This is a genomic window from Massilia sp. DWR3-1-1 (genome assembly GCF_049898325.1).
Lineage (GTDB): Bacteria > Pseudomonadota > Gammaproteobacteria > Burkholderiales > Burkholderiaceae_D > JAFCUW01.
The window spans coordinates 166,006-176,846 of sequence record NZ_JAFCXL010000012.1 but is presented as its reverse complement, the minus strand read 5'-3'; the positions used below and the strand labels follow the sequence as shown (position 1 = coordinate 176,846).

The following is a 10,841-nucleotide window of genomic DNA, read 5'->3' as shown; positions in this document are numbered from 1 at the left end:
ACTGGTCGTCCCGCATGGTCATCACGACGGCGCGCTCCTGTGTCGTCAGATGGGTATAGATTTTCGGCATGGCAGCACCTTACAGCAAAGGGTGTTGCACTTGGTTTTAGAGGCTGCCCCTTCTTCGAGAACGCACTCTTGCTGAGCTTGCCGCTGCAAGAGCTCGTGGCAAGAAAGGTGGTCAGCCAAGCGTTCTGGACCTGAAGCAACAGCGTGCTGCCCTAGTCATGATGAACGACAGGGAGATGTCGATTTCTGAGATTGCTCGGCAGTTTCGCGTATCTCGTTCTACGCTCTACAACGTGCAGGCCGCGGACAAACGACCGGTCCGGTAATGTCAAACGGCGGCGACGGCAGCACGTCAGTTCGCCGCCCAGCAAATTTCCGTCGGTTAGGGGGCCGTCCAGAACTTTGCGGCGTCCTTGGACCCTTCCTGGATTTTCTTGACGACTTCCTTGACACCGTGAATAGGGCAGCCAGGACGAAGCCGCCAGCGACGCGCTGCCCGTGAGCTCGGCATAACTCCGCCCTTCCTTCTACGACAACTTAAGACACCAATACTCAAGCGAATTCCCAAAGGGAAAAACGGCCGCTCACCCTGAGTGCACAGCGTCAGTCAGCCTTTATGTAGGGCATCCGGTCAACGACCTGGTTGATGTCATGTCGTTCTCGCTTGTGTTCGTTCCTGGCTGCCGCAAGCACTGGCTTGAGCGGCTTGAGCTACGTAGCGATGCCGTTGCCAAAGTCCGCCAAGTGGCACCTTTACATAGTTAGCGGTTGCGTTATCAGCAGTGCGTCCAAATGGCGGTGTTGCGAGTAGAGTTGGCTCAGACGCTATTCAGCGCCGTCGCCTCACACTTTTGGAGAAAATTATGGACAGGAAACCGAACGACAAACGTAGTGACTCGAAGAACCCAACGAGTGACGCTCACAAGGCAATGCTCGACAATAAGTCAGTACAAATTAAGCAGTCTGCGGACACAAGCAAAGGCAATCAGCAAAAAAGCGGCGGCGGAAGCAGCCCTGAGAAACCTGCCGCAACTCCAGCTAAGCCTGCATGAAAATGACGGGGTTTCCATTTCCATAATGGTTGGTACTCCCTCCGTCAACGGAACAACGATGTGCGTTGTTACAACGTCCTAGGCTTGGGAAACACGCCAACTCCTGCAGAGTGAAAACAATGTTTGATTGGCCCCGTAGTGCAACCCTGCTAATCATGCCCGATGGCAAATTGCGTGCTTGAATCCCTAGTACGAGTGCTTCGCCGGCAGGCGTGGTCGAAGGGTTAAAGCTTCGCATCGAGTTTGCGGGCTGCAATTTGCTGAGCCTTTGTCGGTCGGCCGCGTGCGCGCTGCACAACTTCTGCCGTGCCCCGAGAAGGGGTGAATGTGGCCGGTTGTCGTTCTATCTGACCAGCAATCCAAGCATCGACGTCCGATTGACGGAAGCGCAATCTGCTCCCAATCTTGACGGCGGTTGGCAGGCTGGCGCCTGTGCTATGACGGTTGTAGATTGTCTGCTCTTTAAGAGAGAGGAGGCTCGCGAGTTCACGCGCGGTCAGTAGTTGAGTCATTTGTCAGCGGGGAGTAGGCAATCACGGCGACTGCAAACAGTATAGGCCGATTGATACCTCATCTTCCTGCACCTTACCGCCAGCTACGGCCATGTGCTTTTTTGCTGCAATTCTGCTGCAGTGACTGCGGTAAATAGTGGTAAGATGCAGTACAGCAGGGTATGTTAAGCCGTTGATTTTATTGAAAATTTCTGTTGATTACAGGGCATTAAAGTTGATTTGTAATCATCAGGTGGCCAGTTCGAAACCGGCAGTCGGCACCAAACACGTAGTCCACATACAAGGGTTTCCCACGAAGGCGGGAAGCCCTTTTGTATTTTGGCGCAGATGTCGCCAGGCCGGCCCGGCCGCATAGTGATCGCACAAAGGAGGCATGCATGAAGATTCTCAAGGTTCCGTACGCCGAGAAGGACCAGGCCAAGGCGCTGGGCGCCCGCTGGAACAACGAGCGCAAGACCTGGTACGTACCTGACGGGCAGCCTTCGGCACCGTTCGAGCAATGGCTGCTGCCGGGGCAGTCGGACCAGGCCGGCGGTGCCGCTGGTGCCGCTGGCGCCGCGACGGGCAAGCAACGGCTCGACGCGTATGCCGGTGAGCCCGTGCTTGGCGCGCATTATCTTGAACTGCCGCATGACTGCAATCCGTTCACGGAATGCGCCGCATGCCGCCCGCTCCTCGAGCGCAGCGGCTGGAAGGCGGCACACGAGCAGACCACGGCAATCCTGCAGACGCTCGGCGGCAGCCGGCACAGCTAGTCGCGGGCCACGCGGCGACGCGCGGTAGGAATAGACTTACCAATGGACGGGCTTGCTTCCCTAGGCGGACGGCACTCCTCGGCCTATACTCAACACTCCCCCATCTGTCGGAGTTGCAGCGATGAAACCAGCCCACATTACCAGCGACCCCGAACTGTCCAAAATTGCCGAAGCGCTGGGCGTGAAGCATGTGCCCGTGTTTTTGACCGGTGTCGAAGATGGTTTCGACCAGGGCGCCGAGCCTGCCGTGGTGATGCAATACGATGAGCCGACCTTGCAGTGGGAATACGATACCGGCTGCCATGTCGGCGCTTGCCTGGCGGCGCGCAAGTGCGGGGGCCATTTGCACTAAGAACCTATCCCGGTAGGTAGGAGGAAGCGGATTGCGACGTGCGCGTAGGCGATGCATGGCAGCCGAGGGCAAGGCGCGAGGATGACGCATGGCGAGCCATGCGAAGACGAGGCAAGTCATATATGACGGCCCGCCATCGGTTGCCAGGCGTCGCAGCGGCGCACCGGCAAGCAGCGACTCCGACCTACCGGGATAGGTTCTAAGGCTACGGGTGGCCCTGCCGCGCCCCCTTGTCGTGCGCGCCCGCCGCATCGCCAAACTGTAACGATCTGTTAGAACGCTCGCGCATCGCGAAAGGTGTACCACAATGAAGTGGTATGGCTTTGATGGGCGAGGTCCGTATGCAATCGGCTTGCGTGTTATTGAGGGCGAGACAACCGTCCCGCCTCCACCTGGCGTCCCTGCTGTCCGTGCTCTCTCTGCTGGGCGGCTGCGCCGTCTATCAGCCGGCACCCGTCGTGCTCGCCGAAGGCACCGTCAGCTATTCCACCCCGCCCGCCACCGTGGTGGCGCCGGCGCCCGTCTATCCTGCGCCCGTCTATCCCGTCGCGCCTTATCCGCTGGCGCCGTATTACATCGGCCCCCCCGTCAGCCTGGACTTGTGGTTCGGCCATGGCGGTGGTCATTACCGCGGCTGGGGCGGGCATTACCATGGTCGCGGATGGGGGCACGGGCACCGCCATGGCGGCGCGCACCGTGGCTGGGGCGGACGGCGCCGCTGATCAACCCGGGCGGCGGCGCGCGACCGCACTCCCGGCCCGTGGGTTTCCCGTTTATGACGCCCTGTACCGGCTTTACGGCGCTCTGTCGCAATGTGCCCTGCTCGCCGGTGGTGGCCCGATATAGTTCACTCAATTCAACGAACTATTCGAGCAAGGACGCCATCATGAACATCGCCAAACACATGGAATTCATCTTCATCGCCGCACTCGGCCTGGCCTCCGTCAGCACCCTTGCCAGCGCCGCCGTGCCCACCCACCGCACCGCGCACATGTCCCCACTGACGAGCACGCCAGCAGCCCACCATGGCGCCGCGCCCATGGCCGTGGTGACGATTACCGGTCAACGCCTCAGCGCCGCACAAAAAGCTGCGCTGGGCAATTAAATAAACGATCGGAGTTGACCATGTTAAAACTGATCGGCGCCGGCGTCCTGGCGATCATTCTGTCGAGCACCGCCACCAATGCCTTCGCCCAGCAACAGAGCAGCGAAACACGGGCGGTCGATGCGCGTGTCACCAAGGTCAAACTCGGTGGGGTGATCGATTTGCGCATCAAGCAGGGGCCGGTGGCGTCGCTGCTCATCGCCGGTGACGCCCGCTACGTGCCCAAGGTGGTGACGACCCAACAGGGCGACACCTTGCAAATCGATATCGAGCGCGATCGCCATCTCCATTTTGGCAAGGAGCACAAGGAGTCCTTGCGCGCCGAATTGACCCTGCCGAATTTTACCGAACTGGTGTCGCAAGGCGTGGGCGCCGCCGAGATCAGTGGCTTTGCGGGACCGCGCGTGGCCCTGGCACTGGACGGCGCCGGCACGGTGGTGATGACCAGCCGCTATCGGCATGTCGATGCGCGATTGGGTGGCGTGGGCAGCATGACGCTCAACACGGCCGACAGTGACAAAATCGAGTTGAGCCTGCGCGGCGCCGGGCGCATTGAGGTCAATGGCACGAGCAGGCAACTGGTGGCGCGACTGGGCGGCGTGGGCAGCCTGGAAGCCCGCGAGCTGCGCGCCGACAGTGTCGACGTCAAGCTGACGGGCCTGGGCAGCGCCACGGTGTTTGCCCGGACCAGCGCCAACCTCGTGCTGAGCGGGCTGGGCTCGGCAACCGTGTATGGCAAGCCGACCACGCGCACGTCGACGGCGACGGGACTGGGCAGCGTCAGCTGGGATTGAACGCCGCGGTATCGGACGCGGAACAGCGCGACGCTGGCCGCTTCCCTACAGCCGACCAAACACCGTGCGCGGTCCACCCACGACGACTTTTTGCCTGGAGGCGCGCCCTTGCCCGCTACTGCTTGATGGCCATGTCGTTCTTGACGCTGTGCACGCCCTTGGTGTCGCGCGCTATTTCGATGGCGCGCTGGCGCGCCTCGGGACTGGCAACGAAACCGCTCAGTTGCACGGTGCCGCGGAAGGTTTCCACATTCACTTCGGTGGCCTTGACGGCCGGATCGGCGGCCAGGGCAGCCTTGACCTTGGTGGTGATGACGGTGTCGTCGACGTATTCGCCCGTGCCCTCGCGGGTGGCGATGGGGGCGCAGGCGGCCAGCACCAGCAGGAACAGGCTGGCTAGCAGGGATTTAATGCGATGCATCGTGGGCATGGCGGACTCCGAGATCTGAAGGTGTCTGGCCATTTTCGCGTCCCGCCCGGGCGCAGGTTTGAGGCACCACAAACGAACCGGGTACGCCGCCGCCGCGCAACACTCAGCCGGCGCGCGCCGCGCGGCTGAGTGCGGCGCGAATGACACGGCGGGCGTCACGCTTGCTGCGCGCCAGGTCCTGCCCGAGTACCAGGCGGATGTCGATATTAGCGCCTGGCGTCGCCTGCACCGCGGTGCCGCCAAACTGCTCGGCCAGTCGCGCGGCGGCGGCAGCGAAGCCGGGCTGGAATTCGACGCGCGTGTGTTCGACCCCGAACCCCTTCTGATTCGACAGGCGCACCACCTGGGTATGCGCGTCCGTCATGGCGGCCGACAGCGAACGGGCCATGCCGGTGACACCGTTGCCGTTGCGAATTTCGACGCGCACCGTCGGCTCGACCACCTCCTCCTCGGGCTTGTTGGCCACCGGGCGCAGCGGCGGCCGGGCCGCCGCCGCCGGCCGCGGGCGGCGCAGTTCGAACATGGCGCTGCCCGTCTGGTGCAGTTCGGTGGCTGGAAGCTCGGGCGCCGCCGTCGCCGCCGGCATGGCCGATGGCGGGGCCGCCGGCGCCGGTGACGCAGCGACGCTGCCGGCGGCGGCGGCACTGTCGATATCGGACACGCCCGGCAGGGGCGGCGTCCCGGTCAGGGCATAGTCGCCTCGCAGGTCGTGCTGCTCCAGCGTTGCGGCCTGGTGCAGCATGCGGCGGGCGCGCTCGTCCTGCCCCACTTTCGCCAGCGCCTCGCCCAGGTGGCGCCAGGCGCGGTGGCCCAGCGGGTCGAGCACGCAGGCGCGCTCGAGCGAGGCGATGGCCAGTTGGTAGTCACGGTTGAGCAGGTAGGCATAGCCAAGGTTGCTGTGAATGTAGGCGGTGGCGGCGCTGTCGGCCGTGTCGAGCGTGAGCGCGCGCCACATGCCGATCGCCTTCGGCAGGTTGCCTTGTTCGGCATACAGCGTGGCCAGGCCGTTGGTGGCGTTGAGATGGCGCGGGTTGGTCCGCAACGCCGCCTGGTAATTGTCGATGGCGGCGGGCAGGCGCGCGGCCAGGTGCTGCTGGCGCGCCAGCACATACGCCTCGTCGGCGCTGATGCCGGTCCGGCCCGGCGGGCCCATATCGGCGCAGGCGACCAGCAGCGCGCTGGCGCAGGCGGCGCAGAGGGTCTTGACGGTGGGGCGCATGGCGAGTCTCCTGGTAAGGCAGTGGGATGGCGGGGGGCGCCGGTGCGCCGTCAGTGGGTGGCGACGGCGGGCAACAAGGTACGCACGATCTGGATCATCGCCGGGCCGATCAGCACCATCAGCACGGTGGGGAAAATGCAGAAAATCAGCGGGAACATCAGTTTCAGGGCGATCTTGGCGGCCGTCTCTTCGGCGATCAGGCGCCGCTTGGTGCGCAGGTTGTCGGAATGAACGCGCAGGGCGGAGCCCATGCTGGTGCCGAAGCGTTCGGACTGGATCAGCATGACCACCAGGGTATCGACGTCTTCGACCCCGGTCCGCAGGGCGAAATTGCGCAAGGCCTTTTCCTTTGAAAAGCCGGCGCGCATTTCCATCAGCACCAGTTGCAGCTCTTGCGCCAGCACCATGCTCTTGATGTGGATTTCGCCGGCCACCTTGATCAGCGCCCGTTCGAGGCTCAAGCCGGCTTCGACACAGACGGTGAGCAGGTCGAGCGCATCGGGGATGGTTTCGAAAATCTCGCGCTGGCGTCGCCGCACCACCTGCGCCAGCGCGATGTTGGGCAGGTAGTAGCCGATGGCGGCGCAGCCGAACAGGAGCAGCATCAGCTGGTCGCCGGTGACGATGCGCTTGAACAGGGTCAGCACCAGCGCCACCAGGCCGGGCAAGCCCAGCGCCAGCAAGGTCTTGGCCGCAAAGTACAGGGTCGGCGCCGACGGCGTGCGCCAGCCGGCATTCATGAACCGGGTGCGCAGCGCCGATTTTTCCCAGCCTTCTTCGGGCAGCGACAGGCGGGTGAACGGCTGGGCCACTTTGGCGACCCGCTCCACCCAACCACCGTTTTCCAACTGGTTCGGCGGCGGGTTGGCGGTGAAGGTGTCGAGCCGTTCGCGGATCGTGCGCGGTGAAAAAATCATCATGCATGCGCCGGTCAAGCCGACGACGACGCCAAAGACGAGCAGCAGAAAGATCAGGTGGGATGCGGTCATGGCGGCTCCGGCTAAATGCGAATGTGAATGAGCTTGCGCAGCCACAGCGTCCCCAACAGCAGCATGCCGGCGCCGTACCACAGCAGGCGCACGCCCAGCGGATCGGTCCACAGGATGGCGATGTAGTCGGGGCTGGTCAAGGTCATCATCAGCGTCAGCACAAACGGCAGCAGCCCCAGTACCCAGGCCGACATGCGTCCTTCGGCCGACAGCACGCGCACCTGGGCGACAAGCTTCAGGCGGGCGCGAATGATCTGGCTGATATTGCCGAGAATCTCGGCCAGGTTGCCGCCCGCTTCGCGCTGAATCAGCACGGCGATGACGAGATAGCGCAGGTCGGTGAGAGGGATGCGGGCGGCCATGTTGGTCAGCGCTTCGTGCATCGGCACGCCATAGTTGATTTCCTCGTGCGCGGTGCGAAATTCGCCGCTCAGGGGCTCGGCCAGTTCGGTACCCACCATTTGCAGCACGTTGCTAAAAGAGTGACCGGCACGCATGGCACGCGCCAGAAAATCGGCCGCTTCGGGCAGTTGCTGCTCGATTTTTTGCAGCCGCCGGCGCCGCTCGCGGCGCAGCAGGGCGTAGGGAATGGCCATGCACAGGAGGGCCAGTGCGGCGCGCACCGGCAGCGGCGCCGCCGGCCACATTTGCGCCAGCAATGCACCCGCGAGCAGCAGGCCGATGCTCCATGCGCAAAACTGCGCGACCGACCATTTGACACCCGCCTGCAGCAGCAGCTTGTCGATGGCGCGGGCCGGCGCCAACTGGTGCAGCAGGTGGTCCAACAGCACGCTGGCGCTGTAGCGGCGCTGCTTGAGAATCGAGATGCGCTCGGCCGCAGTGCGCGGACTGGCCGACATCAGGCGCAGGCGCCGCGCAATTCTGCGGGCGCCACCGCCATGGGTGTCCAGCCACCACAAATAAACACCTTCCACCAGCAAAATCGCGGCGGCGAAAATCAGTACTGCAACACCGTAAAAGACGCCACTCATATTGCCCCCTTTGCTCAATCGAGCTTATTCAAATACGCGGTCCGGGTCGTACACCGTATCGGCGACCTGGGCGCCGAACAGGCGCAGGCGGTCGGCGAAGCGCGGGCGCACGCCCGAGGCGCGGAAGTGGCCCAGCACCCTGCCATCGGCGGCCACGCCGGTCTGCTCGAAGCGGAAGATTTCCTGCATGGCGATGATGTCGCCCTCCATGCCAGTAATTTCCTGCAGGCTGACGATCTTGCGGGCGCCGTCGGTGAGCCGCGTCACCTGCACTACCACGGTGATGGCCGAACAAATCTGCTGGCGGGTGGCGTGCGCGGTGAGGTTGGCGCCCGCCATGCCGACCATGTTCTCCAGGCGCGCCAGGGCATCGCGCGGCGCGTTCGAGTGAATCGTCGCCAGCGAACCTTCGTGGCCGGTGTTCATCGCCTGCAGCATGTCCATCGCCTCCGGCCCGCGTACCTCGCCGAGGATGATGCGGTCGGGGCGCATGCGCAGGGCGTTGCGCACCAGCGCGCGCTGGGTCACCTCGCCTTTTCCCTCGATATTGGCCGGCCGTGTTTCAAGGCGCACCACGTGAGGCTGGCGCAGTTGCAGTTCGGCGGCGTCCTCGATGGTGACGATGCGTTCGTTGGCAGGAATGAAGCCGGAGAGCAGATTGAGCAAGGTGGTCTTGCCGCTGCCGGTACCGCCCGAGATGAGGATATTGATCTTCGCCATACCCAGCCCTTGCAGCACCTGCACCATGGGCGGGGTGAGGCTCTTGTAGTCGAGCAGATTTTGCACCGTCAGCGGCTGCACCGAGAAGCGCCGGATCGACAGGATCGGACCATCCACGGCGAGCGGTGGAATGATGGCGTTGACGCGCGAGCCGTCAGGCAGGCGGGCATCGACCATCGGGCTCGATTCATCGACGCGGCGGCCGACCCGCGAGACGATCTTTTCGATGATCTTCATCAGATGGGCGTTATCGTGAAACGACACCTCGGTCAGTTCGAGCCGGCCGCGCCGCTCGACGTAGACCTTCGAAAAGGTGTTGACCAGGATGTCCGATACGGTGGGATCGGCCAGCAGGGGCTCGAGCGGACCGAAACCGAGCATTTCATGCTGGATGTCGAGCACCAGGTTGTGCCGTTCACTCTGGTTCAGGACGATCCGTTCCTCCTCGATGATCCGCTGGATCAGCAGCGCCAGTTCGTGTTTGAACTGTTCGGCGGTGAGGCGCTTGAGGCGCTCGAGGTCGATCCGGTCGAGGATCATCTGATGCATGCTTTTCTTCAGGTCCTGGTAGGCCTGGTTGAAGGCATCCGACAGCGCCGTCACCGCAGCCGGCGCCACCTGCGCCACTTCCGTCGTTGCCAGCCGTTCGCGTAAAGTCATGGTCGCTCCGTGTGGTTACAGGTCACTGTCGCCGCGGCCGAACAGGCGGTCGAACAAGCCTTTGGTTTCCGTTACGCGGCGCGTCGCCATCAGTTCAACCAGCTCGATCAGGCTGCGCGCCACCGCTGAGGAACGCGATAACTGCAGCACCGGCACGCCCTGGTTGACCGAGTCGGTCACGGCCATGTAATCGTTGGGAATGGTATGGAGTACTTCAGCGCCGAGCGCCGACTGCAAGTCTTGCAGGCGCAGCTTGCCGCCCTTCTCGTAGCGGTTGACGATCAGCCGGATGCTATCGACGGGATAGCCGAGCGAGCGGAAAATATCGAGCAGGCGGCGGCCGTCGCGAATGTCGGGCAGGGCCAGTTGCAAGATCGGATAAATGGCGTCGGCATTGTCGAGCGCGCGCAGCGACATGGCGTCGATCTGGCGGCCGACATCGAGCACGATGAAGTCGTAATGCTGGCGCGCCACGCGCAGCAGCGTGTCCATTTGCTCGGGCTTGAGATTGCCCGCGTGGGCCGGATCGTCGGCCGCCGCCAGCACGCCGAAACCGCCGCCGACGTGGACCAGGCAGGATTCGAGAAACGGCCCGTCGATACGGGCGATCTGGCTGCACACGTCGGCCAGCGTCATTACCGGCTTCTGGTCCGACACGTACAGGGCGGCGTCGCCAAACTGCCCGTGCAGGTCGATCAGCATGACTTTTTTATCGGCCAGGGTGGCCAGCGCATAGCCGAAATTGGTGGAGATGAAGGTGGCGCCGCTGCCCCCCTTGCAGGAGATAAAGGCGAGTACCTTGCCGTCGTGGGTGGCCGGGATGGCGCTGGTGTTGGTGATGCGGTCGAGCGCTTCGTGGAAGGCATGGTGCACCAGCGGCAACGGCAGCACTTCGCGCACGCCGGCGCGCATGGCGCGAATGAGCAGGTCGTGCTGTTCGATGGCGCTGGTGAGCAGGATGAAGTTGGAGGCGGCGTGCAGCTTGCAGAACCGGTCGAGCAGGCCGACATCGGTGGCGTCGCCGTGCTTGGCGTCGATGATGACCAGTTCGGGCGGATCGACCAGCACCCGGTCGAGGGCGTCGCGCAGGCTGGCCCGGGTGGCGCCGATGTGCAGCGGCGGCACCCGGGCGGCGCCCTGCGCGGCGATTTCGTCGTGGAGCGCGCCATCGCGGCTGATCAGCAAGGTTTTCATCGTCGATTCCCAAAACAGGCGCTGGCGTCCAGATGCAGGGCCGCCGCCAGCGGCGAAC

General features: G+C 63.7%; 13 protein-coding genes and 1 tRNA gene. 7 read left to right on the top strand and 7 right to left on the bottom strand.

Going from position 1 to position 10,841, the window contains the following annotated elements; all coding sequences use genetic code 11:
- Positions 1-113 precede the first annotated feature (113 nt).
- Positions 114-335, top strand: coding sequence for a helix-turn-helix domain-containing protein (locus tag ACP7EY_RS14760; RefSeq protein WP_426194832.1), 222 nt, complete (start codon positions 114-116; stop codon positions 333-335).
- A gap of 950 nt (positions 336-1,285) precedes the next feature.
- On the opposite strand, the gene ACP7EY_RS14755 is transcribed toward ACP7EY_RS14760, so the two are convergent.
- Entirely contained in the window at positions 1,286-1,573 is a 288-nt protein-coding gene (locus ACP7EY_RS14755) for a helix-turn-helix transcriptional regulator (protein WP_426194821.1), read from the bottom strand.
- A gap of 197 nt (positions 1,574-1,770) precedes the next feature.
- On the opposite strand from ACP7EY_RS14755, the gene ACP7EY_RS14750 reads away from it, so the two are divergent.
- The 6 genes from ACP7EY_RS14750 (at position 1,771) to ACP7EY_RS14725 (ending at position 4,579) form a co-directional block, all read left to right on the top strand.
- A tRNA-Thr gene (locus ACP7EY_RS14750) sits at positions 1,771-1,836 on the top strand.
- Between the two features lie 114 nt (positions 1,837-1,950).
- Positions 1,951-2,328: a DUF5710 domain-containing protein gene (locus ACP7EY_RS14745; RefSeq protein WP_426194819.1), complete on the top strand. Its 378-nt coding sequence runs from the start codon at positions 1,951-1,953 to the stop codon at positions 2,326-2,328.
- Between the two features lie 121 nt (positions 2,329-2,449).
- Positions 2,450-2,680 (top strand): hypothetical protein, encoded by a 231-nt coding sequence (locus ACP7EY_RS14740; protein WP_426194818.1) that lies wholly within the window; start codon positions 2,450-2,452, stop codon positions 2,678-2,680.
- A gap of 362 nt (positions 2,681-3,042) precedes the next feature.
- On the top strand, positions 3,043-3,402 hold the full coding sequence (locus tag ACP7EY_RS14735; protein WP_426194816.1) for a hypothetical protein: 360 nt from the start codon (positions 3,043-3,045) through the stop codon (positions 3,400-3,402).
- Between the two features lie 164 nt (positions 3,403-3,566).
- On the top strand, positions 3,567-3,785 hold the full coding sequence (locus tag ACP7EY_RS14730) for a hypothetical protein (RefSeq protein ID WP_426194814.1): 219 nt from the start codon (positions 3,567-3,569) through the stop codon (positions 3,783-3,785).
- A 20-nt stretch (positions 3,786-3,805) separates the two neighbouring features.
- Positions 3,806-4,579 carry a GIN domain-containing protein gene (locus ACP7EY_RS14725; RefSeq protein WP_426194812.1) on the top strand — a complete coding sequence of 258 codons (774 nt, stop codon included), beginning with the start codon at positions 3,806-3,808 and terminating at the stop codon, positions 4,577-4,579.
- A gap of 115 nt (positions 4,580-4,694) precedes the next feature.
- Here ACP7EY_RS14725 and ACP7EY_RS14720 read toward each other — a convergent pair whose 3' ends face one another.
- The 6 genes from ACP7EY_RS14720 to ACP7EY_RS14695 all read right to left on the bottom strand — a co-directional run bounded on the left by ACP7EY_RS14720 (position 4,695) and on the right by ACP7EY_RS14695 (position 10,783).
- Complete coding sequence (locus ACP7EY_RS14720) at positions 4,695-5,009, bottom strand: BON domain-containing protein (protein ID WP_426194810.1); 315 nt, start codon at positions 5,007-5,009, stop codon at positions 4,695-4,697.
- Positions 5,010-5,112: 103 nt separating this feature from the next.
- A complete protein-coding gene (locus tag ACP7EY_RS14715; RefSeq protein WP_426194808.1) occupies positions 5,113-6,228 on the bottom strand; it encodes a LytR C-terminal domain-containing protein in 1,116 nt (371 codons plus the stop codon).
- A gap of 50 nt (positions 6,229-6,278) precedes the next feature.
- Positions 6,279-7,217 carry a type II secretion system F family protein gene (locus ACP7EY_RS14710; protein ID WP_426194806.1) on the bottom strand — a complete coding sequence of 313 codons (939 nt, stop codon included), beginning with the start codon at positions 7,215-7,217 and terminating at the stop codon, positions 6,279-6,281.
- A gap of 11 nt (positions 7,218-7,228) precedes the next feature.
- A complete protein-coding gene (locus ACP7EY_RS14705; protein WP_426194804.1) occupies positions 7,229-8,209 on the bottom strand; it encodes a type II secretion system F family protein in 981 nt (326 codons plus the stop codon).
- Between the two features lie 24 nt (positions 8,210-8,233).
- Entirely contained in the window at positions 8,234-9,589 is a 1,356-nt protein-coding gene (locus ACP7EY_RS14700; protein ID WP_426194802.1) for a CpaF family protein, read from the bottom strand.
- A 15-nt stretch (positions 9,590-9,604) separates the two neighbouring features.
- The gene (locus tag ACP7EY_RS14695) at positions 9,605-10,783 is read right to left on the bottom strand and encodes an AAA family ATPase (protein WP_426194800.1); all 1,179 of its coding nucleotides are present in this window, start codon (positions 10,781-10,783) and stop codon (positions 9,605-9,607) included.
- Positions 10,784-10,841: the final 58 nt, after the last annotated feature.

Excerpts from the sequence above, each read along its gene's own strand:
- ACP7EY_RS14755 (WP_426194821.1), bottom strand. The coding sequence starts at position 1,573 with ATGACTCAACTACTGACCGCGCGTGAACTCGCGAGCCTCCTCTCTCTT.
- ACP7EY_RS14745 (WP_426194819.1), top strand. The coding sequence starts at position 1,951 with ATGAAGATTCTCAAGGTTCCGTACGCCGAGAAGGACCAGGCCAAGGCG.
- ACP7EY_RS14740 (WP_426194818.1), top strand. The coding sequence starts at position 2,450 with ATGAAACCAGCCCACATTACCAGCGACCCCGAACTGTCCAAAATTGCC.
- ACP7EY_RS14730 (WP_426194814.1), top strand. The coding sequence starts at position 3,567 with ATGAACATCGCCAAACACATGGAATTCATCTTCATCGCCGCACTCGGC.
- ACP7EY_RS14725 (WP_426194812.1), top strand. The coding sequence starts at position 3,806 with ATGTTAAAACTGATCGGCGCCGGCGTCCTGGCGATCATTCTGTCGAGC.
- ACP7EY_RS14720 (WP_426194810.1), bottom strand. The coding sequence starts at position 5,009 with ATGCCCACGATGCATCGCATTAAATCCCTGCTAGCCAGCCTGTTCCTG.
- ACP7EY_RS14715 (WP_426194808.1), bottom strand. The coding sequence starts at position 6,228 with ATGCGCCCCACCGTCAAGACCCTCTGCGCCGCCTGCGCCAGCGCGCTG.
- ACP7EY_RS14710 (WP_426194806.1), bottom strand. The coding sequence starts at position 7,217 with ATGACCGCATCCCACCTGATCTTTCTGCTGCTCGTCTTTGGCGTCGTC.
- ACP7EY_RS14705 (WP_426194804.1), bottom strand. The coding sequence starts at position 8,209 with ATGAGTGGCGTCTTTTACGGTGTTGCAGTACTGATTTTCGCCGCCGCG.
- ACP7EY_RS14700 (WP_426194802.1), bottom strand. The coding sequence starts at position 9,589 with ATGACTTTACGCGAACGGCTGGCAACGACGGAAGTGGCGCAGGTGGCG.
- ACP7EY_RS14695 (WP_426194800.1), bottom strand. The coding sequence starts at position 10,783 with ATGAAAACCTTGCTGATCAGCCGCGATGGCGCGCTCCACGACGAAATC.